Source organism: Natronorubrum marinum (assembly GCF_052040125.1).
Taxonomy (GTDB): Archaea; Halobacteriota; Halobacteria; order Halobacteriales; family Natrialbaceae; genus Natronorubrum.
On record NZ_JBPPFV010000002.1, the window covers coordinates 211,947 to 236,936 of the forward strand.

24 protein-coding genes are annotated in these 24,990 nt (G+C 64.3%); 13 read left to right on the plus strand and 11 right to left on the minus strand.

All coding sequences use genetic code 11. From position 1 onward, the window contains the following. Nucleotides 1-117: 117 nt before the first annotated feature. The gene (locus ACSFC5_RS10695) at nt 118-717 is read left to right on the plus strand and encodes an HdeD family acid-resistance protein (RefSeq protein ID WP_440765236.1); all 600 of its coding nucleotides are present in this window, start codon (nt 118-120) and stop codon (nt 715-717) included. A gap of 157 nt (nt 718-874) precedes the next feature. Beyond that, nucleotides 875-3,049, plus strand: coding sequence for a thioredoxin domain-containing protein (locus ACSFC5_RS10700; protein ID WP_440765237.1), 2,175 nt, complete (start codon nt 875-877; stop codon nt 3,047-3,049). A gap of 85 nt (nt 3,050-3,134) precedes the next feature. Here the strand turns inward: ACSFC5_RS10700 and ACSFC5_RS10705 are convergent, their stop codons facing one another. Then, nucleotides 3,135-3,506 (minus strand): TlpA family protein disulfide reductase, encoded by a 372-nt coding sequence (locus ACSFC5_RS10705; protein WP_440765238.1) that lies wholly within the window; start codon nt 3,504-3,506, stop codon nt 3,135-3,137. 160 nt (nt 3,507-3,666) lie between these two features. On the opposite strand from ACSFC5_RS10705, the gene ACSFC5_RS10710 reads away from it, so the two are divergent. The 3 genes from ACSFC5_RS10710 (at nt 3,667) to ACSFC5_RS10720 (ending at nt 6,615) form a co-directional block, all read left to right on the plus strand. Beyond that, the gene (locus tag ACSFC5_RS10710; RefSeq protein ID WP_440765239.1) at nt 3,667-4,719 is read left to right on the plus strand and encodes a Leu/Phe/Val dehydrogenase; all 1,053 of its coding nucleotides are present in this window, start codon (nt 3,667-3,669) and stop codon (nt 4,717-4,719) included. 117 nt (nt 4,720-4,836) lie between these two features. After that, a complete protein-coding gene (locus ACSFC5_RS10715; RefSeq protein WP_440765240.1) occupies nt 4,837-5,814 on the plus strand; it encodes a PLP-dependent cysteine synthase family protein in 978 nt (325 codons plus the stop codon). A 123-nt stretch (nt 5,815-5,937) separates the two neighbouring features. Then, on the plus strand, nt 5,938-6,615 hold the full coding sequence (locus ACSFC5_RS10720; RefSeq protein ID WP_440765241.1) for a hypothetical protein: 678 nt from the start codon (nt 5,938-5,940) through the stop codon (nt 6,613-6,615). A 48-nt stretch (nt 6,616-6,663) separates the two neighbouring features. Here ACSFC5_RS10720 and ACSFC5_RS10725 read toward each other — a convergent pair whose 3' ends face one another. The 4 genes from ACSFC5_RS10725 to ACSFC5_RS10740 all read right to left on the minus strand — a co-directional run bounded on the left by ACSFC5_RS10725 (nt 6,664) and on the right by ACSFC5_RS10740 (nt 10,554). Continuing rightward, nucleotides 6,664-7,302 (minus strand): DUF5804 family protein, encoded by a 639-nt coding sequence (locus ACSFC5_RS10725; protein WP_440765242.1) that lies wholly within the window; start codon nt 7,300-7,302, stop codon nt 6,664-6,666. Between the two features lie 83 nt (nt 7,303-7,385). Beyond that, complete coding sequence (locus tag ACSFC5_RS10730) at nt 7,386-8,564, minus strand: tRNA sulfurtransferase (protein WP_440765243.1); 1,179 nt, start codon at nt 8,562-8,564, stop codon at nt 7,386-7,388. A 127-nt stretch (nt 8,565-8,691) separates the two neighbouring features. Further along, a complete protein-coding gene (locus ACSFC5_RS10735) occupies nt 8,692-9,177 on the minus strand; it encodes an ester cyclase (RefSeq protein ID WP_440765244.1) in 486 nt (161 codons plus the stop codon). A gap of 147 nt (nt 9,178-9,324) precedes the next feature. Next, complete coding sequence (locus tag ACSFC5_RS10740) at nt 9,325-10,554, minus strand: MFS transporter (protein ID WP_440765245.1); 1,230 nt, start codon at nt 10,552-10,554, stop codon at nt 9,325-9,327. A gap of 242 nt (nt 10,555-10,796) precedes the next feature. On the opposite strand from ACSFC5_RS10740, the gene ACSFC5_RS10745 reads away from it, so the two are divergent. Beyond that, nucleotides 10,797-11,480, plus strand: coding sequence for a DUF4336 domain-containing protein (locus ACSFC5_RS10745; protein WP_440765246.1), 684 nt, complete (start codon nt 10,797-10,799; stop codon nt 11,478-11,480). A 31-nt stretch (nt 11,481-11,511) separates the two neighbouring features. Here the strand turns inward: ACSFC5_RS10745 and ACSFC5_RS10750 are convergent, their stop codons facing one another. Further along, entirely contained in the window at nt 11,512-12,717 is a 1,206-nt protein-coding gene (locus ACSFC5_RS10750; protein WP_440765247.1) for a methionine adenosyltransferase, read from the minus strand. 125 nt (nt 12,718-12,842) lie between these two features. Then, nucleotides 12,843-13,388: a class IV adenylate cyclase gene (gene cyaB, locus ACSFC5_RS10755; protein ID WP_440765248.1), complete on the minus strand. Its 546-nt coding sequence runs from the start codon at nt 13,386-13,388 to the stop codon at nt 12,843-12,845. 94 nt (nt 13,389-13,482) lie between these two features. On the opposite strand from cyaB, the gene ACSFC5_RS10760 reads away from it, so the two are divergent. Continuing rightward, entirely contained in the window at nt 13,483-14,445 is a 963-nt protein-coding gene (locus tag ACSFC5_RS10760; protein ID WP_440765249.1) for an FKBP-type peptidyl-prolyl cis-trans isomerase, read from the plus strand. A gap of 333 nt (nt 14,446-14,778) precedes the next feature. Beyond that, nucleotides 14,779-14,913 carry a DUF7503 family protein gene (locus tag ACSFC5_RS10765; protein WP_440765250.1) on the plus strand — a complete coding sequence of 45 codons (135 nt, stop codon included), beginning with the start codon at nt 14,779-14,781 and terminating at the stop codon, nt 14,911-14,913. 22 nt (nt 14,914-14,935) lie between these two features. On the opposite strand, the gene ACSFC5_RS10770 is transcribed toward ACSFC5_RS10765, so the two are convergent. Both ACSFC5_RS10770 and ACSFC5_RS10775 read right to left on the minus strand, forming a co-directional pair. Then, on the minus strand, nt 14,936-16,972 hold the full coding sequence (locus tag ACSFC5_RS10770; RefSeq protein WP_440765251.1) for a hypothetical protein: 2,037 nt from the start codon (nt 16,970-16,972) through the stop codon (nt 14,936-14,938). A 138-nt stretch (nt 16,973-17,110) separates the two neighbouring features. Continuing rightward, a complete protein-coding gene (locus ACSFC5_RS10775; protein ID WP_440765252.1) occupies nt 17,111-18,337 on the minus strand; it encodes a DUF7504 family protein in 1,227 nt (408 codons plus the stop codon). A gap of 189 nt (nt 18,338-18,526) precedes the next feature. Here ACSFC5_RS10775 and ACSFC5_RS10780 point away from each other — a divergent pair, with 189 nt between their 5' ends. Further along, nucleotides 18,527-18,976 (plus strand): DUF7344 domain-containing protein, encoded by a 450-nt coding sequence (locus tag ACSFC5_RS10780; protein WP_440765253.1) that lies wholly within the window; start codon nt 18,527-18,529, stop codon nt 18,974-18,976. A 68-nt stretch (nt 18,977-19,044) separates the two neighbouring features. Here the strand turns inward: ACSFC5_RS10780 and ACSFC5_RS10785 are convergent, their stop codons facing one another. Continuing rightward, nucleotides 19,045-19,671: an RAD55 family ATPase gene (locus ACSFC5_RS10785; RefSeq protein ID WP_440765254.1), complete on the minus strand. Its 627-nt coding sequence runs from the start codon at nt 19,669-19,671 to the stop codon at nt 19,045-19,047. Nucleotides 19,672-20,028: 357 nt separating this feature from the next. On the opposite strand from ACSFC5_RS10785, the gene pyrB reads away from it, so the two are divergent. The 4 genes from pyrB (at nt 20,029) to ACSFC5_RS10805 (ending at nt 24,067) form a co-directional block, all read left to right on the plus strand. After that, nucleotides 20,029-20,961, plus strand: coding sequence for an aspartate carbamoyltransferase (gene pyrB / locus ACSFC5_RS10790; protein WP_440765255.1), 933 nt, complete (start codon nt 20,029-20,031; stop codon nt 20,959-20,961). Continuing rightward, nucleotides 20,954-21,460, plus strand: a complete 507-nt coding sequence (gene pyrI / locus ACSFC5_RS10795; protein WP_440765256.1) for an aspartate carbamoyltransferase regulatory subunit — start codon at nt 20,954-20,956, stop codon at nt 21,458-21,460. Before pyrB ends, pyrI begins: the two co-directional genes overlap by 8 nt. Nucleotides 21,461-21,739: 279 nt before the next feature. Then, the gene (locus ACSFC5_RS10800) at nt 21,740-22,579 is read left to right on the plus strand and encodes a hypothetical protein (protein WP_440765257.1); all 840 of its coding nucleotides are present in this window, start codon (nt 21,740-21,742) and stop codon (nt 22,577-22,579) included. Between the two features lie 279 nt (nt 22,580-22,858). Then, entirely contained in the window at nt 22,859-24,067 is a 1,209-nt protein-coding gene (locus ACSFC5_RS10805) for a hypothetical protein (protein WP_440765258.1), read from the plus strand. A 224-nt stretch (nt 24,068-24,291) separates the two neighbouring features. On the opposite strand, the gene ACSFC5_RS10810 is transcribed toward ACSFC5_RS10805, so the two are convergent. Further along, nucleotides 24,292-24,915 carry a DUF8593 domain-containing protein gene (locus tag ACSFC5_RS10810; RefSeq protein WP_440765259.1) on the minus strand — a complete coding sequence of 208 codons (624 nt, stop codon included), beginning with the start codon at nt 24,913-24,915 and terminating at the stop codon, nt 24,292-24,294. Nucleotides 24,916-24,990: the final 75 nt, after the last annotated feature.

Below are 24,990 nucleotides of genomic sequence, written 5' to 3' on the forward strand. Positions count from 1 at the left end.
CGTTCATTTTTCCGCCGATCGATCATCGCGGTATCTTACCGGTCCGTTTCCTGATTTATTGCTAAATAGTGAGTGTAGTATATATCCTCTGGAAGCGTTCATACTACCTGAGGAATAATGTCAACAGAAACTACTGAGGAGTCGTACGCCGAGTTCCCGCTCGACGTCGACTGGCAAATGATCGGGATCATCGGCGGTATCATCGCACTGATCGGCGTGCTTGCAATCGCGTTTCCCCTCGCAACGGGGCTCTCCGTCACGTACGCGCTGAGTGCCCTCCTCATCGTGAGTGGGATCGTCCACGGGGTAGCCGCGTTCTCGAACCGCGGTTGGAGCGGCACGGTCTGGCAACTCGTGCTCGCCGTCGTCGCCATCCTCGCGGGTATCGTGCTCCTCGCGAACCCCGTCGTCGGGCTCGCCTCGCTCACCGTCCTCGTAATCGCCTACCTGCTCGTCGACGGACTGGTGGAACTCGCCGCCAGCATCCGGATGAGCGGTCAGGAGGGGAGAGGCTACATCGCAGCCAGCGGGGTCCTCTCGCTCGTCCTCGCCGTATTTCTCTGGGCTGGATTCCCCGCCGACTCGGCCTGGGTCGTCGGGCTGCTCGTCGGCGTGAGCCTGCTCATGACCGGGTTCTCGATGGTCCTCGTCTCCATGTCCGGTCGCCGGATCGAGAAAGACCTCGATGCGGGCGTGGTCGACTCGCGAAAGGCGTGAGCTGCCATTTTTAACTGGACCGTCTTCGCCACACCGTCTCTGCAGATTGACGACCGACCGGTTCTCGGGTGATCGACCGAGCCGAAAATGAACGCCGTACTCCACGACAGCGTTTGCGTACCCCGCGTTTTTACAACCGCCGTTCGTAGAAGACCCTATGACCGACCCGACTCAGCGCAATCGGCTCGACGAGGAGGAAAGTCCGTACCTGCGCCAGCACGCGGACAACCCCGTCAACTGGCAGCCGTGGGACGACCAGGCCCTCGAGGCAGCCAGGGAGCGCGACGTGCCGATCTTTCTCTCGATCGGCTACTCGGCGTGTCACTGGTGTCACGTCATGGAGGACGAGAGCTTCGCGGACGACGAAGTCGCGGAGATGCTCAACGAGAACTTCGTCCCGATCAAGGTCGACCGCGAGGAGCGTCCGGACGTCGACAGCATCTACATGACCGTCGCCCAACTCGTCACCGGTCGCGGCGGCTGGCCGCTCTCCGCGTGGCTCACGCCCCAGGGCAAACCGTTCTACGTCGGGACCTACTTCCCGAAAGAGGCAAAGCGAGGCCAACCCGGCTTCCTCGACGTCCTCGAGCAGCTCACGAACTCCTGGGAGCAGGACCGCGAGGAAGTCGAGAACCGCGCCCAGCAGTGGACCGACGCGGCGAAAGACCGACTCGAGGAGACGCCCGACTCCGTGGCTCAGGCGGAGCCGCCCTCGAGCGAGGTGCTGACCAGCGCGGCCGACGCCGCGCTCCGGAGCGCCGACCGCCAGCACGGCGGCTTCGGCTCCGGCGGGCCGAAGTTTCCCCAGCCCTCGAGGCTCCACGTTCTCGCCCGCGCGTACGACCGGACGGGTCGCGAGCAGTTCCGCGAGGTGCTCGAGGAATCCCTGGATGCGATGGCTGCAGGTGGGCTCTACGACCACGTCGGCGGCGGCTTCCACCGCTACTGCGTCGACGCCGACTGGACGGTGCCCCACTTCGAGAAGATGCTGTACGACAACGCGGAGATTCCGCGGGCGTTCCTCGCGGGCTATCAGCTGACGGGCGACGAACGGTACGCCGAGGTGACGGCGGAGACCCTCGAGTTCGTCGACCGAGAGCTGACCCACGAGGATGGCGGCTTCTTCAGTACGCTCGACGCCCAGAGCAAGACGGAAGACGGCGAGAAAGAAGAGGGGGTCTTCTACGTCTGGACGCCCGAGGAAGTCAGCGAGGTGCTCGCAGACGCGACGGACGCGGACCTCTTCTGTGCCCGCTACGACATCACCGAGTCGGGCAACTTCGAGGGGACGAACCAGCCCAACCGCGTCCGTTCGATTCCGGACCTCGCCGACGAGTTCGATCTCGCGGAAGACGATATCGAGCAGCGACTCGAGTCCGCCCGCGAGGAACTGTTCGAAGCCCGAGAACGGCGCCCGCGACCGAACCGCGACGAGAAGGTCCTCGCGAGCTGGAACGGGCTCATGATCAACACCTGCGCCGAAGCGGCGCTCGTTCTGGGCGAGGACGACTACGCCGAGACGGGCGTCGACGCGCTCGAGTTCGTTCGGGATCGGCTCTGGAACGAAGACGATCAGCGGCTTTCGCGCCGGTACAAAGACGGGGACGTCGCCGTTCAGGGCTACCTCGAGGACTACGCCTTCCTCGCGCGCGGTGCCCTCCGGTGTTACGAGGCGACTGGGAACGTAGACCACCTCGCATTCGCGCTCGACCTCGCCCGTACTATCGAGACGGAGTTCTGGGACGCGGAACGCGGAACGCTCTACTTCACGCCCGAGAGCGGCGAGTCGCTCGTCACCCGACCGCAGGAACTCGACGACCAGTCGACGCCCTCCGCAACGGGCGTCGCGCTCGAGACGCTGCTCGCGCTCGACGGGTTTGCCGAGGAGGACTTCGAGCAAATCGCGTCGACCGTCCTCGAGACCCACGCCAACCGGATCGAGGCGAACTCGCTCCAGCACGCTTCGCTCTGTCTCGCCGCGGATCGACTCGAGGCCGGAGCCCTCGAGATCACCGTGGCCGCGGACGAACTCCCCGCGGCGTGGCGCGACCGCTTTGGGGCGGAGTACCGCCCCGACCGACTGTTCGCGCTCCGGCCGCCGACCGCTGAGGGGCTGGAGGCCTGGCTCGAGCAGTTAGGACTCGAAGAACCCCCTGCGATCTGGGCCGGCCGCGAGGCCCGCGACGGCGAGCCGACGATGTACGTCTGCCGGGATCGGACGTGTTCGCCGCCGACGCACGATATCGAGGACGCGCTCGAGTGGTTGGACGACAACGCTAACGCTGTCGAATCCGATAGTACGTCGCTCGACGACCCGGAGAGTCCGTTCTAACGGCACTCGCCGAACGCCCGTTGCTACTGCTGTCACTCGAGAGGAGGTGGAACGACGGTACCGAAACGGCGATCTCGAGTCGAGCCTACAGCTCTTCCTCGAGTTGCTTCGCCAACCAGATCGCCGGCGGGAGGTCCTCGGACTCGACGAACCGCGTCACTTCCTTGCCGTCGTCGGTCTCTACGACGACGGTCGGGATGTACTCGATATCGTACGCGGAGACGCCGGGACCCTGCTTGTCCTCGTCGAGGGCGTACTCCTCGATACGGTCCTCGGGAACGGCCGCAGCCTCGAGTGCGGCCCCCAGATCCGGCAGCAGTTTCCGGCAGTCCTTACACCAGTCGCCGCCCCACACCTTGTATACCAGTTCGTCGTTGTGCGCTGCGAGCGTGTCGACAGCCTCCTGGTAGGATGCTTCGTCCCACGTGGGGTTCGGCCGCATGGTCTCGAGACTCATAGCAGGGGGTAGTGAGTCCGGGGGCTTAACGACGGTGTTTGTGGCAGGCGTTTCGCTCAGGGACGATGGTACTCGTACGATATATCGTACACAAGAGACGGGTCGAGACCCCGATCGACAGTCCGAAGCAATTTTCACACTAACCACAAGTATTATATCTATGGTATTCGACTCGAGCGCTCACTCGGATCACGAGCAGGTATCGTACTTCACTGACCCCGAAACCGGGCTACAGGCGATCGTCGCGATCCACGACACGACGCTCGGACCGAGCCTCGGCGGGACGCGACTGCTCGATTACGCCTCCGAGGATGCCGCCCTCGAGGACGTGCTGCGACTCTCCCACGCGATGACGTACAAGGCGGCCGCGGCCGACCTCCCGCTGGGTGGCGGAAAAGCGGTGATCCTCGGTAATCCCGACGAGATCGAACGCGAGGCCCTGTTCGAGGCGTACGGTCGGGCCGTCGACTGCTTGGGCGGTCGGTACATTACCTCCGTCGACGTCAACTCCGGCGTCGAGGATATGGACGTGATCGCTCGAGAGACTGACCACGTCGTCGGGACGAGCGGCGGGTTAGGCGATCCGTCGCCGATCACGGCCCACGGCGTCTTTCACGGCGTCCGAGCCTGCGCGGAGTCCGTCTACGGAACGCGGTCGATGGACGGCCGCGACGTCGTAATTCAGGGGCTCGGCAAAGTCGGCCGCTCGCTCGCCGAGGAACTGCTCGCCGACGGGGCCTCGGTGACGGTCTCCGACGTCGACGACGACGCCATCGACGCGTTCGCCGAGGAGTACGACGTCGAAACCGTCGATCCGGAAGCGGTCTACAGCCAGTCCTGCGACGTCTTCGCACCCTGTGCCGTCGGCGGCGTCGTCAACGATGAGACGATCCCCCAACTCGACTGCGACATCGTCGCGGGCGGGGCGAACAACATCCTCGCCGAACGGCGACACGCGGCCGTGCTTCGGGAGCAGGACATCCTCTACGCCCCGGACTACGTGATCAACGGTGCCGGACTGATCACGGTCGCCAAGGAGTATCTCGGCGGTACCCGCGAGGAAGCCTACGAGGAGGCGGCCGCGCTCGGAGATCGACTGCTCGAGATGATCGAACTCGCCGACGACCGAGACACGACGGTGCTCGACGCGGCCGACGCGTACGCCGAAAACCGAATCGAAGGCGGCGAACGGACGCCGACGATCCTTTCGTAACTCGACTTCATTTCGTCGATCGCGTCTCGAGACCGTATCGACGGGGGCGTCCGATACACCGGCACGTCCTGCCAGTGTCCAGCATCGGTTTATGGCTCGACTTCCTAGGGGTTGCCAATGAAAGGGAGCATCCTGGACACGATCGGCTCGCCGCTCGTCCAGGTCGACTCGCCGGAGGGCGCGACCGTCGCCGCGAAGGTCGAATCCTTCAACCCCGGCGGCTCGGCCAAGGATCGGCCGGCCCTCCAGATGATCCGGGCGGCCGAACGCGACGGCACGATCGAACCCGGCGACCGGCTCGTCGAACCGACCAGCGGAAACACCGGAATCGGTCTCGCACTGGTCTGTGCGGCCCGAAATTACGATCTGACGATCGTGATGCCGTCGGACAAATCCGCGGAGCGTCGCCGGATCATGGCCGCTTACGGCGCCGACCTCGAGTTAGTCGACGGCAACATGGAAACGGCCCGCGCACGCGCCGACGAACTCGAGGCGGAGGGCGCGATCCAGTTGGGGCAGTTCGAGAACCCGGCGAACCCCGAGGCGCACTACCGGACCACCGGTGCGGAGATCGTCGAACAGGTCGGTGACCGAGAGATCGACGCCTTCGTCGCCGGCGTCGGCACCGGCGGCACGATTTCGGGCACCGGCCGCCGGCTCCGCGAGGAGTTCCCCGAGATGGACGTTATCGCGGTCGAGCCGGCCACGAACGCCGTCCTCTCGACGGGCGAGGCCGGCGACGACGACTTCCAGGGGATGGGTCCCGGATTCGTCAGCGACAACCTGGATCTCGATCTGATCGACCGCGTCGAGACCGTCGAACTCGAGGACGCCGAAGCCGAGTGTCGCCGACTTGCCCGCGAGGAGGGCGTCCTCGTCGGCCAGTCCAGCGGCGCGACGAGTCTGGTCTCCCAGAAAATCGCCCGAGAAATCGCCGAGCCCACCCTCGACTGCCCCGAGGTGCCGGGCGCGTTCGACGAACCGGCCGCGACGCCGGAGCCGGACGGCGGCGAACGGTTCGACGACTGCCCGCTCGTGGTGACCGTCTTCTGGGACAGCGGCGAGCGATACCTCTCGACGGGACTGTTCGACTGAGAGCGCCTCGAGCGGGGCGACCACCTCCGACCGATCGAACGACGAAACCGCGAGCCGCGACGCCAAAACGATTCTTTCACCTTAGCCAATGTACTTTACCCGTCTCCGTCTATGTCACCGGTAATGACGGAGTCCTCCAGACGAACGCTGCTGTGTGCTAGCGCCGGCCTACTCACCCTCACGGCCGGCTGTCTCGACGAATTCGGCAGTTCGACGAGCGATGACAACCCGTCGAACGACGATGATTCCGACGAGAACGATCCGGAATCCAGTGATGATGAGACCGAATCCACCGCTACCGGGAGTCTCGAGACCACGGACAACGTGTCCTTCGAACATACGGACGTGCCGATGGAACCCGAAGCGACACTCGTCACCAGCGCGGATCGCGCCGACAGATGGCTCGACGAGCACGAGTTCGTCGACGACGTAATTCCCGAGTTCGTCGAGGAGACGTTATTCGAGGAGTCGGTGCTGCTCGCCCTCGAGAGCGACGCGCCGACCCTCTGTTATGCGATGGCACTCGAGGAGGTAACGCTTGAGGAGATCGACGAGTCGGACGACGGCGAGGCGCAGCTCTCACTCGACGCAGCGGTGATCGACGAATCCGACGACGACGAGGCGTGCGGACAGCAGATGATCGCCGTCGGTCAACTCGTCCGCGCGACGTTCGACGGCGAGCCCGCGACCAGCGCGTCGGTGACGATTACCGATTCCGACGGCACCGACCACGAAATAGGACTGGCTACCGACAGTGCGAGCGAGTCGGATGTCGATCGGGAGTCCACCGACAACGCCTGACCGGGCCACCCCTGACTCTCTCTGGCTCCCGCTCGAAATCGTCTCGAGTCAGGGCGCGTGTTCGGCTTCGGTGAGTCGAACGACCAGCGTCTCCTCGACGTCGCGGAGATCGTACTCCGGGAGGTCGCCGTCTGTTCGGCGCACGTACAGCGGTTCGACGAGTCGCCACTGCGAGCCGACGACCCCCGGAGTACCGCTCGAGTCGGTTCCGTTGTCCGCACTCGAGTCGGTCTCGCCGTCGGCATCCGGGTCACTCGTCTCACCCGACTCGACCGATGTCGTCGGCGCTCCGGCCGGGGTTCCACCGTCGCTCGCCGCGCTCGGCTGTTCCGTGCCGTCCAGCTCCGGGCCGACTCGCTCGAGCCCGTAGATCTTACAGAACTCGGCCGTATCGGCCGGCTCGACGGCTCCGTTGCGAAGGTCCGTGGCGAGCGGGCGCGAGAGCCACTCGTCGTCGCTGACGCTGGGTTCCTGGACGAGCGCTTCGTCGACGAAGCGGGTGAGATACCAGTTCAGGTCGTTCAACAACGAGATGGCGGCGCCAACGCTGACCGTTCGGAGTGCAATGGAGTTCTCGAAGGGGCGCTCGAGATCGTACGTCGAGAGCGCCTCGCGGGATGTCTCCCGGGAGAGGAGTTCGTACTGGAGGTTGCAGTCGGCCGTCCCGATGAGACAGACGCGCGTCACTGGTCTCCCCTCGGTGCGTCGGCGTAATGTGGGTTTCGCTCCCCGGCGGTCGGGTGGGAACGGCGGCTACGCCGGCGCCTCGTTCACGGCTCCACCAATTCCGCGTTTCGCGCGGCTGCTTCGGCCCGCTCGAGTAGGTCGTCGGGCTCCGCTTCCAAGAGCGGCTCCAGGCGCGCGTTCGTCTCGACGCGGTCGGGAGCCACCCGGTTGCAGCCGGCGTTGATCGTCGAGTCAGTGTAGGTGTCGATCGCGCGGGCCTTCGCGACGATATCCTGCTTGTCCAGCGTGAGCAGCGGTCGGTGGACCGGCAGTCGAGCGGCGCGACTCGTCACGCCGAGGTTCCGGACGGTCTGGCTGGACTTCTGGCCGACGGCCTCACCGGTGACGATGCCGTTCGCGTCGACGAGTTCCGCCAGCGTCTCGGCGGCCCGGTAGAAAAAGCGGCGCAAAGAGAGCATCCGGCCCTGCTCCATCTCGCTGACCAGCAGATCCACCGTTTCGCCGCCTGGAATCTTGTACACCTGCGTGTCGAAGTTGGGCGCGTACCCCGAGAGTTTTCGGACGGTCTCCATCGCACGCGCCTCGTGGTCGATACCGCCGTAGGCGCCGAGATCGACGTACGCCGGCACGATCGGACAGCCGCGTTTCATCATCTCGTAGGCCGCGACGGGCGAGTCGATGCCGCCGCTGACCAGCGCGATGACCGGCTCCTGAGCGCCGAGTGGCAGCCCGCCGGGTCCCGGGACGTGCTCGAGGTAGACGAACGCCAACTCCTCGCGTACCTCGACGCCGAAGGTGATGTCCGGATCGTCGAGGTCGACTTCGGGTTGGAACTCGTCCTCGACGGCCTTCCAGATGGCCGTCCCGCCCTCGCGGGCCAGATCCTCGCTGTCGTAGGGGAGGGTCTTGTCGGCCCGTCGGGCGTCGACCGCGAAGGTTCCGCCGGTGTACCGTTCGCGCGCCGTCTCGACGAGGGCCTCGAGGATGCGCTCCTTTTCGGTACTGACGACTAGTGCGGGACTCGCGGAGACGATCCCAAACGCGTCCGTCGCGGCGGCAGTCGCCGACTCGACGGCGTCTTCGGTGGTGTGAATCAACGGTCGATTCCACCGCTGTTCGACGTCGCCGGAGATCGAACGGTCGGCCAACAGCGCCTCGAGGTTCTCGACGAGGATCTCCTCCATGTACCGCTTGACGGTGTTGCTCTTGGTGTTGACGTCACCGTGACGGAGGAGGACGGTGTCGGCTCCCGGCGGGTGCATAGGCGGAATAGACGGGCGGAGCTATAAGGGGATTACGAGGGGCGGACGCGAGCCGAGTTACGGAGGCGACCGAGGGCCGAATCGCGAAGTCGAGATCAGCCCGCGTCTCGGACGGACGGTTCGTGAGCTACCGGTGGTCGGTGAGCTTTCGGTAGGCCAGTTTCGGGAGCTGTCCGACGACCGCGGGGAACGTAAGGCCCAACTGGGCGTTTCCGTCCGCCGTATCCCAGTACGTTCGACCGGTAGTCAACTTCCCGTCCTCGAGTCGGACGGTGGACATCCCCCGGAGGATCAGCTGGCGGCCGGTCGGCGGAATGCCCTCGAGCGGCCCGTCGTGGGTCCCCGTGAGCGTCCACTCTACCAGTACGACATCGTCGTCGGCGACAACCGATTCGGGGAGGACGTGAAAGTCCGGGAATGCCGTCTCGGTCTCCCGGAGGTGCTCGCGGAACTCGCGGGACCCGCGAACCGGTTTCGAGAGGGTTGGATCCGTGTACGTAAACGCGTCGTCGACGAACTCCGAGACCCTGTCGAACTCGTGGTCCTGCCAGAGTGCGGTCACGTAGTCGCGGACGATGCGTTCGTTTTGCTGGGGGATGGCGTCTACTTCCATAGTGGTTCTTCAGTGCTCGTCCGGGTTGCTCCGGGCTCTCGAGGGAGGATAGTCACTCGAGTGCGCCGCGGGGCGACGAGAACGTACGCGCCTAGAGGCGCTTCGAAACGTTAACCCTTCCCACCATGATCTGCCCCGTCGTGTTGGTTAGCCAACCGATCCGCTAATCGTTGGGCTCAGGCGGCCGGTGTGGAAGTAGATCCCGACGAGCAGGACGACGCCGGCGAGCATCGGGACGACCGCGCTGACGCCGTAGATGATCTCGAAGCCGACGACGTCGACCAGCGGAAGCGAGACGAGGGGTCCGAGCCCGCCCCCGACGTCGCCGAGGACGTTGTTCGTTCCCATCGCGCGGCCGACGCGCTTCTCCGGCGTCAGATCGGCGAGCAACGCCGTCAGTGGCCCGCCGACGCCACCCTGTCCGGCGCCGATCAGGAGACACGCGAGGACCAGCACCTCGAAACTCGAGCCGAACGCGAGGATCGAGAAGCCGACACAGGAGGTGATCAGAAAGCCGATCATGACGGGAACGCGCGCGCCGACAGAGTCGCTCAGGTAGCCGCCGCCGAGCGTAAACACCGCGCCGGCCAGCACCGTCAGTCCCATCAGCATCCCCGACGAGCCTTGCGCGTCGAGCCCGAAAATGGAAATCGCGCGGGCGTCGAGCAGCAACACGAGCGTCGAGAAGAGCACGCCGATGTACGCGAAGTAGAGCCCGAAGTTGACGAGCCCGATCGTCAGCGCCGGGACGCTCACGTCGACGTCCCAGGGCTTGACCGACGTCTGTTCCTCCTCGACGTGGGTCTCGGGGACGATCAGGTAGGCGATGACGCTCGCGAGGCCGGCGAACGACGCCGCGAGGACGAACGCCTCGACGTTCCCCCAGACGTCGCTGACGACGCCGCCGAGGACGAGTCCGGCGGGGAAGCCGAAGGTGATGCCCGCCCGGACGATGCCCATGCTGGTTCCCCTCGAGTCCGCCTCGCTCACGTCGGCGGTGATCGTGTACGCGGTCGCGAAGACGAGTGCGCTCCCGATCCCCCAGAGGATGCGGGCGATCATGAACCAGAACTCGGGCATCGGCGAGAGGATCGCGACGACGTAGATGAACGTCGCGACGCCTTCGATGGCCAGCCCCGCGACGAACGGTTTTCGGGTGCCGATCCGGTCGACGAGCACGCCGGCGGGCGCGTTCGCGACGAGCCGCGTAAACCGGTTCGCACTCAGGATGAGCCCGACCATGACCGCCGAGATGCCGAGCACCTCGCCCAGGTTCGGCAGGATCGGGAAGATGACCCCGCCGCCGAAGCCGACGAAGAAGGTACTCGCGACGACGGCGAACACGATCCGGTTCGAACCGACAGAGGGGAGGTTCACTGGCGGTCGCTCTCGAGTACTGTTTCGATTCGTAACTCGCTCGGTTGTGCGAACGGGGCTGTGGCTAAAGGTCCTATCGAAACCGGTGATCCCACGGGGCGGAATCGTCCTGCCTGTTGTACTCTCTGTGCCCTCGAGAGAGACTGGAACCGAGTGCAGTGCTGGGGATCCAGCCGCACAGTCCCAGCGGCTCGGCGTCGGCTACCCGTTATATAAGACGGCTTGGTGACAGAACAGATATAATGCTCACACAGCGCGGAGACCGGTTCTGGACCTACGAGGAATCGCTCCGATTCTTCGGCGTCGAGATCGGTCGCATTATGTCCGTAATGCGGCTCTCGAGCGGCGGTCTGTTCGTCCAGTCGCCGGCCGAACTGACCCCGGAACTGAAATCGGCTTTGGACGACCTCGGCGAAGTCCGGTTCGTCGCAGCGACGAGCAAACTCCACGGGCACCTGTACATGGAGCAGTACAGGGCCGCGTATCCGTACGTCGAACTACTGGCTGCCCCCGGCCTCGCCGCACGTCGGACCGATTTGCAATTCGATCACCTACTGGGCGATACGCCCGATCCGCGGTGGGGTACTGACGTCGATCAGGCGGCGATCGTCGGCCACCGGTGGCTCACCGAAATCGCCTTCTTTCACCGGCCGAGTCGGACGCTCATCCTCGGCGATGTCGGCTTCCACATCGGCGAGCGCAGCCCCCTGAAGACCCGTCTCGTGGCCCGCGCCCTGCGCATCTACGAGCGGATCAGCCCGCCGATCGAGCTCCGGCTCACGATCACAAACGAGGCGACGTTTAGACGGTCGATACGGGACGTCCTCGCGTGGGACTTCGACCGCGTCGTGCCCGGTCACGGTGAGATCGTCGACTCAGGCGGAAAACGGGCGGTTCTCGAGGGCTACGACTGGTTGTTCGAGTAACGGTCGAAAACGCGACTCTCTGTGCCGCCCCTCAGAACGTCGTCAGTTCGCCGTCGATCACGCGGCGCGTGATTCCGGTGACGTCGGCGAGTTCCGCGTCGACGATCGCGTTAACCTCGTCCTTTACATCCCCAAGCGCGACGCCGTCTTCGGTGACGGCGTGGACGTCGGCGACGTGTGGCTGGTCGATCGGCCGGCCGATCTGGGAGAGCAGTCGAACGCGCAGGTCGCGGATGCCGTCGACCTCGCCGACGACCTCCTCGGCGATCTCCGTCGAGAGCAGGTTGTAGATCTTTCCGATATGATTGACCGGGTTCTTGCCGCTGGTCGCTTCCATCGACATCGAGCGGTTGGGCGTGATGAGTCCGTTCGCGCGGTTGCCGCGGCCGACGGAGCCGTCGTCGCCCTGCTCGGCGGAGGTGCCGCTCACCGTAAGATAGATCGAGCCCTCGTCGTAGTCGTCGGCGGTGTTGACGTGGACGTCGACCGCGCGGCCGGTGTGTTCGTTCGCGACCCCCTCGACGAACTCGCGGACGGACTCGACGGCGTCGATGTAGGCGTCCAGATCGGCGATGTGCTCGTCGACCATCGCCGCGGCGACGGTGACGTCGATCTCGTCGCCCTCGCGTTTGCCCATGATTTTGACGTCCGTCCCGAGTTCCGGGTTCTCGTCGGCGTACTCGCCGTTGAGTCGGTGTTCGGCCTCGAGGACGATCTGTTCGGTCTCGGTCAGGGGTGCGTGACCGACGCCGAAACTCGTGTCGTTGGCCATCGGGACGCTCACTTCGTCCTCGCCGAAGACCTCCTGTAAGTCGCCGCTGCCCTCGCCGAGTTTGACATCGACGACGATGTCCTCGCCGAACGTGAGTTGGGGGATCGTCTCCGCTAAGTACTCGCGTGCGGCGCGCAGCGCGATGGGTTCTGCGGGGATGGTCTGACCCTCGTAGTGTTTGGTCGCGCGGCCGACGATCAGCAGATAGATGGGATCGACGACTTCGCCGCCGCCGAAGGCGGGTGCGGCCTCTCCGGCGACGAGCTGTGTCTCGTCGGTGTTGAAGTGTAACACTTCGCCCACGCGGTCGATGTACTCGCGGGCCAGCGCGCCGGCGACGGCCTCGGCGATTCCGTCACAGATCGAGTCCGGGTGGCCGATTCCCTTCCGCTCGACGATCTCGACTTCCTGATCCTCTACTGCCTGACGGTCGATCGGCTCGACCCGAATGTTCCGCTCACTCATTACCGGGAATTGGGGGACAGGCGTTCTATAACTTGCGGAAACAAAATCGAAACGAAAATGTCTGGAAGTAATACGGGTCGCCCGTCCGAGCGCCGAATACGTGCGTCTACCGTGACTCGGCGATGTCAGGACTCGAGCAACAGCCCCAGATACGACGTCCGAAGCTGCTCGTCGGGATCCAGTCCGAGTCGCTCGAGGACGTCGTAGGCCCCGTTACGGGCCGACTCGAGGTCGGCTTCCGTCTCCACGTCGGTCTCGACCTCGACGTACTCGCCGACGCTGTCGACCGAGTCGAGGGTGATCGTGTAGCCGTCGAGGGCGAAGCGCTCGCGTTCCTTGCGGACCGTCGCGGCGGGCTCGAAGCCGAGGTTCGTCAGGACGGCGTCCATCGTCTCGCCGTCGCCGACCGTTGTCTCGTGCTCCTCGCGGCTCTTGGATTGCTCGTCCAGCAGGGGCCCCTTGTACGTGATTCTGGTCTCGTCGCTGCCAGCTTCGGGATTCGACTCCCGGCGAATCCGCAGCGCCTCGTCGGTCTCGACGAACGAGCGGTGGGGCGCATCGTAGTACGTATCCACCTGGACGATGGCCCGTTCGCGGTCCGCGTCGAGGGCCTCGAGTCGCGTCCGGACGGCCTCGAGATTCGCGGGGACCTTCACTTCGACTTCGTACATGGACGGAGAGACGAAAAGCGGCCGTAAGTATCGGTCGCTCTCCGTCTCGCGTGAAAACGTGTACCTTAAATGTAGACGGCGGGACGTACAACGTATGACCGAGGAACAGGAGGCCGAGCTCGAGGAGCAGGCCGATGACGCCGACGCAGAAGGAGACGAGAGCGCCGAGGAAGCCGAGGGGCTTCAACACGGCGACTTCGTCGAGATCGACTACACCGCCTACACCGCGGACGGTGACCAGCTGGTCGACACGACCGACCCCGACGTCGCCGAGGAGGAGGGTGTCGACGACCAAGGTCAGGAGTTCAAGCCGCGAACGATCGTGCTGGGCGAGGGCCACATCTTCGAGGGCGTCGAAGACGCGCTCGTCGGCAGCGAACCCGGCGACTCCGGCAGCGTGACGATTCCCGCCGAAGAGGCCTTCGGCGAGCACGATCCGGACGATGTCCAGACCGTCAGCGCCGAGAAGATCGACGAGGACGACCGCTACCCCGGTGCGAACGTGCAGGTCGACGGCCAACAGGGATACATCAGCACGATCATCGGCGGCCGCGCCCGCGTCGACTTCAACCACCCGCTGGCCGGCGAGGACGTCGAGTACGAGTACGAGATTCTCGAGGAAGTCGACGACCGCGAACAGCAGGCCGCCGGCCTGTTCGAGATGTACCTCGGGATGGAGCCCGAACTCTGGATCGAGACGGACGAGGTCGAAGAGGAGGTTCCCGTCGAACCCGACGAGGACGACGAGGACGCCGAGCCCGAGTTCGAGACCGAGACCGTCGAGAAGGAGACGGTCTACCTCGAGGCCACGCCCCAGATGACCATGAACCAGCAGTGGATGATGGGCAAACAGCAGATCGGCCAGCAGATCATCGACCAGATCGGTGTCGACCGCGTCATCGTCCAGGAGACCATCGACGGGATGGGCATGGGCGGTATGGGCGGCATGATGGGCGGTATGGGCGGCATGGGCGGCGGCGACATCGAGGAGGCCCTCGAGGACGCCGACGTCGACGCCGACGAAATCGTCGAAGAACTCGAAGGCGCCGAAGAGTAACGTCGGCCGTTCGGTTCGATTTTCGTATTTTTCGCCGCTCGAGCACTGGCGCTCCCGATTCGATCGACATTCGGGGTGCGAAATCGAATCGGTTTGCGTCTGTACTCCCGCTGCCGGCGGACCCTGTCACGACCCGTAAGCGGTGGTTACTCGGTAGCCGAGCGTAATGTCGTTCGGTTAGATCGCACAACCCGACGACCCTGCTGAAGTAACCCACTTTTGTTCATGGAATAAACACTAAGTTGTTTCACCGGTACGTGTAAGGTCTAATTACTTCGGTGGCATATACCTTGAGTTAATTATATTATCTCCCTCGATCAAGGAACGGTTGCAATGTCCGAAAGCAAATCCCAGATCCAAGCGTTCTTCGCCGAGCATCCGCGACTGATGGGCGTCCTGTTCGCAGCGTGTGTACTACTCTCACAGGCCGGCACCGCCGTTGCCGGAAACGGTGGCGGAACGTACTGAGAGCCGAGACAACGTTCTTTTGTTACAGGTAGCTAAACCGGTCGTCAGTCGACCAGCAGTGCTCACCGTCGAATTCAACCGCGATCTCCTCGAGTCCTAAAAACCGAGCGAGTGCGTCTCCGGGGAGGTCGATCGGGGGCAGTTCCTTGCCCGCGAGATAGTGTCGATCGATGCCGTCGAGATAGGGGATGTACTGCGCGCCGACGCCGCTGTCGACGTGGTAGAGCTGTACGAAGAGCCGATAGCGCTCGTCGTCGATCGACTCGATACGGCAACTGTTCGGAACGATACTTCCGGACTGGCCGACGGCCAGACCACCGTCTCCGACGACGATGTACTGATTGCCGACGAATCGGTACGATCGCGCCATCGCGACCGCAGACCGAAGCGTGAACCCGTTGTTCAGCAGTCGGGCGACGAACTGTCCCACGGCGATTGCGTCCTGGTTGCCGACCTCGCTGAGCGTGACGATCCCCCCGACGCTGCCGCTCTCGATCACTCGCGCTCCGATCTCGTACGACCGACAGCCGTTGATGAGGAAGGCGTCGACGCCGACCTTCGTGAGGGTACTCGGGTCGAGCGTGCCATCGCGACAGACGAACGCGTCGTCCTCGACGTGGCCGACGTAGTGGAGGAAGTCGACGTCTTCGGCGAAGAGCCGCCGCAGTTCGTCGCCGCTGACGTCCCGGTGGACGGTGACGTCGAAGGGGAGTTCCTCCCGGTCGCCGTAGAGGCCGTCGTCGGTCGCCTCGAGTTCGGCCGCCATTCGCTCGTCGTTACAGACGATGGTGACCTCGACGCCGTCGCCCGAAGGCGTGGCCTCGAGTCCGTTCTCGAAGCCGGCCTGGAGGAGTTTGTTCGCACCGATCGGGATCCCCTCGCCGAGCCACGCCCGCTCGAAGGCGTCGACCTCGGGGATCGAAACGTACGAATCGATACCTCGGTCGGCCGTCGACTCACTCTCTCCGGAGCGGGGAGTCGATCTGGTGAAGGCCTCGATCTCGCTCGGCACCGACGGTGCCGTGGCTGGCTCCGGGTTCGCGGGCAGGGACCGAACGCTCGCGAGTTCGTACGCCAGATACGGGAGCGCGGCCGCGTTCTCGGGAGCCGACGTCGCGTACGTGACCAGTCGCCACCGCGGAACGAGGTCCGCGACGGCGTCGAACGGAATCGAGAGCGCGGTAGCGAGTCGGTCCGCCAGCGACTGCTCGTAGAGGTCGTCGAACGCTAGCTCGAGGCGGTCCGCGACGCGCTGGCGCTCGTACAACTCGACCGGATAGAACCCCTCCGTTCGGGTCACGCAGTCGATGAAAAAGACGTGCTTGAGAACGCGATCGACCAGCCGGTCGAACGCGTACTCGGGGCGGTCCAGCGAGTACTCGAAGCCGCGGTCGGTCTCGATGCGCGGCTCGGTCCCCGTTTCGACCGTCGCGCCGAGGTAATAGGCGAGCGAACTGACCGCGTAGACGGCCGCTCGCTCCGACGGGACGACGATCCTGACGCCGGTGTCGGGAGTCTCGAGTCCGTCAGGGATTCGAACGTCGTCGGCCAGCGCGAGCCGCGGCGGGTGACCCCGGAACGACGGCAGCGAGCGCTCGGGGCTCGTCGTTTTCAGCGCGGAGCCAAAGGTCGATACGGCACGCGCCAGGTCGTTCGGATCGGCGGGCGTTTCGACCGTGGTCGCGGGCCGTTCGTGGCGCGACCGCGCGCCCAGTCGGACGGTCGTCGCCTCGCCGAAGTAAAACGCCAGGCGGTCGTCGGATGACGCGACGGTCAACTCGCCGTCGACGCGAACGTAGAGTTTGACCGGCGCCATCAACTCGACGAGGTACGTCCCGTCGGGCAGCGTCTCGTAGGCGTAGTGTTCGGCCTCGAGCAGCAACTCCCCCTCGGGATCGCGAACGTACGTCGGGACGACGAAGGGGAGGACCAACCGCTCGGTCGTCACCGCGGCCGCAGCGTCGACCGGGAAGGAGAAGTCGTCCGTTTCCACTGCGGTCGGCGTGACCCGCTCCGACGTCTGGATCGGGCACTGTCGGTTCTCAATCGGGTCGACCACCGTGAGTCCTGGTCTGTCATCGGCCGATTGAAACGTGGGTGTCAGTGTCATTCGTCGAGGATCGTCGTCTCGTCGGCTTCGGATCGTTCGCTCCCGTCGAACGGCGACCGTCGACGGGCTGGACAGGTCGCCACTCTTCTACCGCGAGTCCCGCAACGCGAACCAGTCGGTCGTGTAGTCGCTCTCGTGGAGGTGCCAGCGCTGTTCGGCCCCAAACTCCCCGACGCGGAGTTCGACCGTCGCGTCGAACAGTGCTTCGAGTCGCCGGACAGCGTCCGACGATCGCTCGATCGGAAGGACGTAGTGTCCCAGCGCCGAGACCGCTTTGACCGATCCGCAGACGGACTCGAGAAATCGCTCTGCCACTTCGATGTCTCGGTCTTCGATGATCGGGCGCAACGAGTCGACACAGAGACGGGTTGTCGCTGGACTCGACTCCGTTTCGGCTGCCGTGATCGTTCGGAGCGTCGAATCGATGGCCTCCTCGAGAGCGTCGATATCGTCGGGTTCGGAGACGATGCTGGGCATCGTCTCGGTATCGACACCGGGCTGAGCGCTCGCAGCAGACCGCGCGGTTGCCGCGTAGTCGACGACGTGTGCGGTCGACGCGTCTCCGGGAGATAATCGCGTACAAACGGCGTCGATATCGCGATCGAGCAGGGCGAAGAGGCGGCATCGGTCGCGCCCGCAGTTGCCCAGGAGTCTGGTGCTCGCGACGTCGACGAGATCGTCCGGAACGGCACCGACGACCAGCACGTTGCCGCCGACCCGTTTTAGTCGCCTGAGCGTCGAGCCGGCCGCGATCGTTCCGTCCGGGCGCACGACGACATCGTATCCGAGCGTCGAGAACGCGACCGTCGCGCCCGATCGCGGTGTGCCGTTCCGTCGGCGTTCGTTGAGTCGCACGACGGCGTCGAGATCGATGGTGTCCGCAATCGCCGACCGGACGTACGTCCGGTCGTGGTCGGTGTGCGCGGCGACCGCCGAGACGATTCGGACCGCTGCATCGTTCTCGCGGGCGACGTCGACGTCGGAGACGTGGGGCCAGTCGTCGGTCGCCGGCGGCTCGTCCGGGCTGGATGTGGTCACTCGGCCGTCGGCGGTTATCCGAACGCGCCGGTTCGCGTAGGAAAACGTGACAACCGCCCCCGCACCGCGATTCGATCCCCGGACGCTGTCGTGGAGGGCGTCGAGCGCGTCCGGATCGACGGTCTCGTTCAACTGCGGGAGTTCCATCGGCGAGACGCCGGTTTCGTCCGCGATCCGTTTCACCACCGCCACGCCGGACCGCATCTGCATCCCCCCGTCGATACCCCGGTGATGGGGAAACTGGTCCCTCCCGTCCCGAGAGGTATCCTTCGTCATCTGGACCCGCGTAGGCGTGGCGCGTACGAATAGTTCTCGTATAATTTCACGACTAACATATAACGTGTTAATTCAGAAACGAGTAGAACGGACTGTACGTCGTGTCGCCTCGTCTCTCTTCCTTTCGAATACGCTAATCCGGTATTCTCCTAGTACGTTTATTGCCGTCCCGCGACTGGCTACGATTATATGGTCGATTTCAGCCCGGAGGATACGGGCGGGCGATCCTCGACGCCTCACCGCCGCTTCGACCCCCCAACCCGGTCCGAACGAGCGTCGCCGCTCGACGAGTTGCTCGTCCTCCTCAGTCACCAGCGCCGGCGCGACGTGCTGTACTACCTCAGCGATCACGAGGTCGCCAGCCTCGAGTTGCTGGCGGCGACGATCGCCGCCAACGAAGCGGGGGTGGCTGCGGAACGGGTCTCCGCCGAACGACGCGAGTCCGTCCTCATCGATCTCTACCACAACCACCTGCCGAAACTGACGGATCGAAAGCTGGTCGAGTACGACCACCGGAGCGGGGCGATCAGGTGGTCTTCGCCCCCGGCGCTGTTCGACGAACTCCTCGAGTGCTGTCACTCGCTCGAGTCGACCGACGGGTCAGCGACGGACGACGAGTCCGGGACGAACGGCAACTGACACCACCGTCACTGACTCGCTCGGCAAGTGCGGCCAAATTGCGACCGGGCGTGTCCGCGTGGGTCTGTTCAGGCGATATCCCGGCTCGTATCGATCGCGACCTCTTCGGTTAACTCGAGTTTGATCGCTTCGGTCGGCTGGGCACCGCCGCGGAACTTGGGAATCGTCAGGTGGTTCTCGAGTTCGCTGCCGGCGGTCTTGGTCCGGAGATCGAAGACGGCGTCGGCGGCGTGGATCGTCCGCGTTCGTCCGTCGGGCACGTCGTCGCCTTCCAGACAGTGTAACACTGCGATCGAACCGGTCTCGAGCATCTGTGACTTGAGTTCGTTGAGAAAGGTAACGTACTCGTCGGTCTCGGCGCCTTCTAGAACGTCCATCGTGTCGATGATGAGATTTGCCCCGTCGGGGAGTGCACCGATGAGCCGGGTCGCCTCCTCGAGCGGGTCATCGCTGGTAACGTGTCGGACGGTCGGACTGCCGACTTCGGAGGGTGAGGCCTCGATCGCGTGACGGACGGCGTCGTCGGAGCGCTCGGTCGAGAGATACAGGGTGCCGCGGGCGGCCGTGAGTTCGTAGAGGAGAAGCTCCGACTGGCTGGCCGGCTGGGCGGTGTACGCGACGATACACCCCGGCGGTAACCCACCGTCGAGTTTCCGATCCAGCACGTCGATCCCGGTATCCAGTCGACCGACCATACAATTGTGATCAGTAGCCACAGCGCCCGCATAACTCTTTGGCTTCGAATCAATTCTTAGAAACAAATCAGTTTGCGCTGTAAATATACTGGTGGATAGCTCTTTGCCGACGTCCGAGCGCGGCGACGCGGGGCGGCCACCGACGCGCTCTGCGGGGTCACGGTGTATGCCGAACTGATCGTCGGCTGGTTCTGATACGGATTGCTGTAACGATTTACCGGCCCGACCGCAGGACGGCTCGCGGTCGGGCCGGAAATGACTTACAGTAAACCGTATGAGGGAGGCTGGTCCATCCGGAGTCTACCGACGACGCCGAATGGAGAGATTCAAGGGCTCGGCAGGAGCCAACACGAACGAATGCGACACGATCACCTCATCACGAGCAAACAACTCTCGCGGGCGGACATCGAGACCGTCCTCGATCGGGCGGCCGAAATCGACGACGATCCGTCGGCCGTCGCCGACCGTCACGCGAACCGATTGCTCGGCTTGCTCTTTTTCGAACCGAGTACGCGGACGAAGATGAGCTTCGAAACTGCGATGAAACGCCTCGGCGGCGACGTCGTCGACATGGGTTCGGTCGAATCCTCGAGCGTCAAAAAAGGCGAGACGCTCGCCGACACCGTTCGGGTCATCGAGGGCTACACCGACGCGCTCGTCCTGCGCCACCCCAAGCAGGGCGCGGCGACGATGGCCAGCGAGTTCGTCGACGTCCCGCTGTTGAACGCCGGCGACGGCGCGGGCCACCATCCCACGCAGACGCTGCTCGATCTCTATACGATCCGCGAGAACGCCGGACTCGACGACCTCACCATCGGGATCATGGGCGACCTGAAGTACGGCCGAACCGTCCACTCGCTGGCCTACGCGCTGACGAACTTCGACGCGCGCCAGCACTTCATCAGCCCCGAAAGTCTTCAGTTGCCTCGCGAGGTCGTCTACGACCTCCACCAGGCCGACGGCGGCGCCGGCATCCGCGAACACGACTCGCTCGAGGAGGTGCTCCCCTCGCTCGACGTACTCTACGTCACCCGCATCCAGCGCGAGCGATTCCCGGACGAACAGGAGTACCAGAAGGTCGCCGGCGAGTACCAGATCGATATGGAGACGCTCGAGGCCGCGAGCGACGATCTGACGATCATGCATCCGCTGCCGCGGGTGGACGAGATCGCCCCGGCGATCGACGAGACCGAGTGCGCGGCCTACTTCGAGCAGGCACACAACGGGGTGCCGGTACGGATGGCGCTGCTCGATCTGTTATTGCGGGAGGGAGGTGATGACGATGAGTAACGGACGCGACGAGTACGCAGACGGCGGTGATTCCCAGAACGGCGACGACCACCAGTTGCGCGTCAGCAAGATCCGCAGCGGCACCGTAATCGACCACGTTCGCGGGGGGCAGGCGCTGAACGTGCTGGCGATTCTCGGCATCGACGGCAGCGAGGGCGAAGAGCTCTCGGTCGGGATGAACGTCCCGTCGGATCGACTCGCGCGCAAGGACATCGTGAAGGTCGAAGGTCGGGAACTCAGCCAGGACGAAGTGGACGTGCTCTCGCTGATCGCGCCGGACGCGACGATCAACATCGTCCGGGACTACGAGGTGATCGAGAAACACCGGGTCGACCGCCCCGAAATCGTCGAAGACGTGCTCTCCTGTCCCAACGCGGGTTGCATCACGACGGGCGACGAACCGGTCACGTCCCAGTTCGAGGTGCTCGACGACGGCGTCCGCTGTGCGTACTGCGGAACGATCGTCCGCGAGGAGATCGCGGCGCTGATCGACACCTGAGGGCCGCACAGCGTCGACGACTGGAATCCGGCAAACCGTTCTTCATTTCTAGAAAACTATCCAGAATATCTAAGTGGGATGCAATGTAGTGTCTAGCTGTACATGTCTCGTACAGTCAAAATCCTGGTCGCCCTGTTCGTCATCGCCGTCCTCTGGAAAGTCGTGCTCAGCGGCTCCTCCGACGTCGATATCGAAGAGGTCGAGTACGACCCAGTCGAGTAAGTAGAGAGAACCGTTCGATTCCGAACGGCTTACGGATGCGGCGCCGTACCCGACAGTATGTACGGCGTCGTCACGCGTAACGCAGAAGAAGTCCGCTGGCCGGAGTTCGACCGCGGCTTTTACGAGGTCAAAGACGTCACCGGCCGGTCCGCCGAACCGATCGAAGACGGCGTGAACATGGTGTCCTGTTTCGGCGACAACGCCGCCGCGGACGCCGATCCGTCGTTGGTCGCCGTCGACGACCTCGGACGGCCGGCCACGCGCGATCGGACGTACTTCGACTGGGCCTACATCTGTCCCTCCAGACAGGACTACCGCGAAGGCCTGTTCGAGATCATCGACGACTGCGTCGCGGCCAACGAGGACGTTCGTCTCGACGACATCGGCTTCCCGCGCGCCGAGTACTGCCGCTGTGGCGTCTGCGAGGAGTCGTTCAAAGCGAGCGAGTACGACGACCGATTCGAGTGGCGCGCGAGCGTTATCACCGAATTCGTCGAGGAAGCCGTCGAGCGCATCCCCGGGACCGTCTACATGACCCTCTACCCCGATCCCTATCCGGGCCACCTCTACGAGCGCGCGGGAATCGACCTCGAGGCCCTCGAAGAACACGTCGACGAGTTCGTCGTCCCGCTGTACGACATGGCCTACGAGACGACGTACTGGCTCGAGACGATCGCCCGGGGCTTCGAGAGCGCGCTCGAGACACCTTTTAATATCGAGTTGTACGCAGTAAACATCGATATCGACAACCTAATCCACGCCACCGAGGTCGCCGACGCCTACGGGAAGGACGTCTTCTTTGGCTACGAGGCGAGCAACGCCCGGGGAGCGCTACGACGTATGCAGGCCGACGAACGGGACGGCGTAACTCACGGCGATCCGGAGTCGGACGCCTGAACGGAACTCGAGCGTCGCTAATCGTCTATTACTCGGCAAAACGCCATCGTCGCACCGGGCGATACGCGATGTCTCCCGCAATCGCGCGGGACCCGTCCACCGCGAAAGCGAGCCTCACGGTTTTCGATCGTTGTGCGTCGTTTCGAACCGCCGCTCGAGCGGCGGGCGTCGTTTCAGAAGTTGGTGTCGTTCTTCCGCGTGGAACTGACGGCGGCTTTTATTGAACCCTCCGTCTCCCTGCTGGGTGAGCGAGGATCGACGATCCTCGAGTGATTTCCGATGAGAGACAACCAGCAATTCCAACAGTCCCGGCACGAACCGACCGAACAGCTCCAGCAGTCGACGATGAATCAGGGGCAGGCGGCCATCGAACAAGCGATCGATCTTCAGCGGAACATCGCGCGAATGACCCTGAGCGCGATGCAGTGGCAGGACACGGCCCAGAGACAGGGTGTCGAAATTACGAAGTCGATGATGCAGGGATTCCCCGGCCAGCGGTTCACTCAGTCGATGATGGAGAGCTATCTGCAGGGACTCGAGGCCGTCATGCCGGAGATGGAACGCGCGATGGAGAAGGGGATGCAGGCGGCCACGCAGGCCCAGCCGGGGCCGGGCCAACAGATGGGGAGTCAGCACCAGTCCGGCCAACGGATGGGACAGTCGGACCAGCAGTTCGGAAGCCAGCAGCGGATGGGGGGTCAGCACCAGTCCGGACAGCAGTTCGGCGGCCAGATGGGCGACCAGCGGTCGACCGGTCGGACGAGCGGGCAGCAACCGGGCGGACAACAGCCACCCGATCAGCAGATGGGTGGGCAGCAGCAACCCCATCAGCAGATGGCTGATCAGCCACAGTCCAGCCAGCGGATGGGACAACACACCCACCAGCAGGAACGGCAGTATCCCCAGACTGGCGAGTGGGTCTCACAGGCGGGGACGTACGGCGGCGAAGCGTCTGGACCGGCCGACCAGCAACGAGCTCAACAGATGGGGCCTGGCAGCCAGTCCGGCCAGCAATCTCAGTCTCACGCCGGACGGCAGTCTCAATCACGGCCCGACGAGTCACACTCTCAGCCGACCGGGGCGGGCTCCCAGCAGGGGTCGTTCGGCCACGAGACACAGCAGCGATCGCAGCCGCAGCAACGCGGCGGCGACCGACCGGCTCGAGGACGCGAGCAGGAACACCGGCGACAGGATCGGGAGGTCGGCCAGTCGACGCCGCGAGGGCAGTCGTCGCAGCCTCGCAACGAACGGGGGCAGTACTCGCAGCGAATCGACACGGACCGGCGTGGGTCCCAGCAGGATCGGCAGCGACAGCCGATCGCTCAGGGACAGCACGACGGTGGCTCGTCCCCGGGAGAGTTCGACTCGTCCGACGAGTCGATCGACCGGGACTTCGACCAGGAGGAGATGCCACAGGACGACATGGAGGTCTCAGCCGAACGAGGACGGAACGGCACCGACGACGAGGACGACGAACAAGAAGAGTAGCACCGCTCGCTCTCCAGCCGTTCACACGTTGGGTTACGTCGTGTCGATAGCCAGCCCCAGATATCGGTTTTTTGACGCCGTCGATCGAGACGTCGGACCGTTCGCGATCTCGTGAGACGGGCGTCTCCTCGAGCGGTCGATCGGCAGTCGTGATCCAGTCGAACAAAAAGAGCGGTTTCGAAGGCACCTTCCGGCGGTGACTCGAGACGACGTCGTGATCGGGACTACCGAGTGTCTCGGTCGTCGAGGACATCGTCATCGTCGTCGTCGCCGATCAGGTCGTCGTCATCGTCGGTGAGTCCATCGTTGTCGTCGTCGCCGATCAGGCTGTCATCGTTGTCAGCATGCCTGTCGTTATCATCGCCGATCAGGTCGTCGTCGTTGTCAGCATGCCTGTCGTTATCATCGCCGATCAGGTCGTCGTCGTTGTCAGCATGCCTGTCGTTATCATCGCCGATGAGATCGTCGTCGTCGTCACCGATCAGGTCGTCATCACCCGTACCGGTTCCGCGGTCCGTTCCGGTACCGGCGTCAGTATCTCTGGTGGATCCGGCGTCCAGGTCCGTGGCCCCACCGGCGCTGGTGGCACCGCCGCCAGCGCTGCCGGACAGATCACTCTCGAGGTGGACCTCGTCGCTCGTCACCTGGGCTACCGAGCCCTCCTGGAGCGGGTAGGTATCGTCGTCGGTGCCGCCCCACCCGAGTTTCGCTTTGATCGTGTCGGTGATTCCGGGGTCGGGTTCGACGTGGGCTGTGCCGTGTTCGACGTCCGCGACGAGACCGACCTCGTCGCCGTTTGCGTTCACAACTGTCTTGCCGATGTCGTCGTCGGTAAACTCTGGAGACATTACACTCTGCTAGACGGCGAACCCGTGGAAGTTGGTGGTGCTTGCGGTGGCTTGCGGTTCGAGTAGTGATACGTC

Excerpts from the sequence above, each read along its gene's own strand:
- ACSFC5_RS10805 (WP_440765258.1), top strand. The coding sequence starts at position 22,859 with ATGAGAGACAACCAGCAATTCCAACAGTCCCGGCACGAACCGACCGAA.
- ACSFC5_RS10775 (WP_440765252.1), bottom strand. The coding sequence starts at position 18,337 with ATGACGAAGGATACCTCTCGGGACGGGAGGGACCAGTTTCCCCATCAC.
- ACSFC5_RS10780 (WP_440765253.1), top strand. The coding sequence starts at position 18,527 with ATGGTCGATTTCAGCCCGGAGGATACGGGCGGGCGATCCTCGACGCCT.
- pyrI (WP_440765256.1), top strand. The coding sequence starts at position 20,954 with ATGAGTAACGGACGCGACGAGTACGCAGACGGCGGTGATTCCCAGAAC.
- ACSFC5_RS10785 (WP_440765254.1), bottom strand. The coding sequence starts at position 19,671 with ATGGTCGGTCGACTGGATACCGGGATCGACGTGCTGGATCGGAAACTC.
- ACSFC5_RS10710 (WP_440765239.1), top strand. The coding sequence starts at position 3,667 with ATGGTATTCGACTCGAGCGCTCACTCGGATCACGAGCAGGTATCGTAC.
- ACSFC5_RS10800 (WP_440765257.1), top strand. The coding sequence starts at position 21,740 with ATGTACGGCGTCGTCACGCGTAACGCAGAAGAAGTCCGCTGGCCGGAG.
- ACSFC5_RS10700 (WP_440765237.1), top strand. The coding sequence starts at position 875 with ATGACCGACCCGACTCAGCGCAATCGGCTCGACGAGGAGGAAAGTCCG.
- ACSFC5_RS10695 (WP_440765236.1), top strand. The coding sequence starts at position 118 with ATGTCAACAGAAACTACTGAGGAGTCGTACGCCGAGTTCCCGCTCGAC.
- cyaB (WP_440765248.1), bottom strand. The coding sequence starts at position 13,388 with ATGTACGAAGTCGAAGTGAAGGTCCCCGCGAATCTCGAGGCCGTCCGG.
- ACSFC5_RS10715 (WP_440765240.1), top strand. The coding sequence starts at position 4,837 with ATGAAAGGGAGCATCCTGGACACGATCGGCTCGCCGCTCGTCCAGGTC.
- ACSFC5_RS10705 (WP_440765238.1), bottom strand. The coding sequence starts at position 3,506 with ATGAGTCTCGAGACCATGCGGCCGAACCCCACGTGGGACGAAGCATCC.
- ACSFC5_RS10730 (WP_440765243.1), bottom strand. The coding sequence starts at position 8,564 with ATGCACCCGCCGGGAGCCGACACCGTCCTCCTCCGTCACGGTGACGTC.
- ACSFC5_RS10765 (WP_440765250.1), top strand. The coding sequence starts at position 14,779 with ATGTCCGAAAGCAAATCCCAGATCCAAGCGTTCTTCGCCGAGCATCCG.
- ACSFC5_RS10750 (WP_440765247.1), bottom strand. The coding sequence starts at position 12,717 with ATGAGTGAGCGGAACATTCGGGTCGAGCCGATCGACCGTCAGGCAGTA.
- pyrB (WP_440765255.1), top strand. The coding sequence starts at position 20,029 with ATGCGACACGATCACCTCATCACGAGCAAACAACTCTCGCGGGCGGAC.
- ACSFC5_RS10745 (WP_440765246.1), top strand. The coding sequence starts at position 10,797 with ATGCTCACACAGCGCGGAGACCGGTTCTGGACCTACGAGGAATCGCTC.
- ACSFC5_RS10735 (WP_440765244.1), bottom strand. The coding sequence starts at position 9,177 with ATGGAAGTAGACGCCATCCCCCAGCAAAACGAACGCATCGTCCGCGAC.
- ACSFC5_RS10720 (WP_440765241.1), top strand. The coding sequence starts at position 5,938 with ATGACGGAGTCCTCCAGACGAACGCTGCTGTGTGCTAGCGCCGGCCTA.
- ACSFC5_RS10760 (WP_440765249.1), top strand. The coding sequence starts at position 13,483 with ATGACCGAGGAACAGGAGGCCGAGCTCGAGGAGCAGGCCGATGACGCC.
- ACSFC5_RS10810 (WP_440765259.1), bottom strand. The coding sequence starts at position 24,915 with ATGTCTCCAGAGTTTACCGACGACGACATCGGCAAGACAGTTGTGAAC.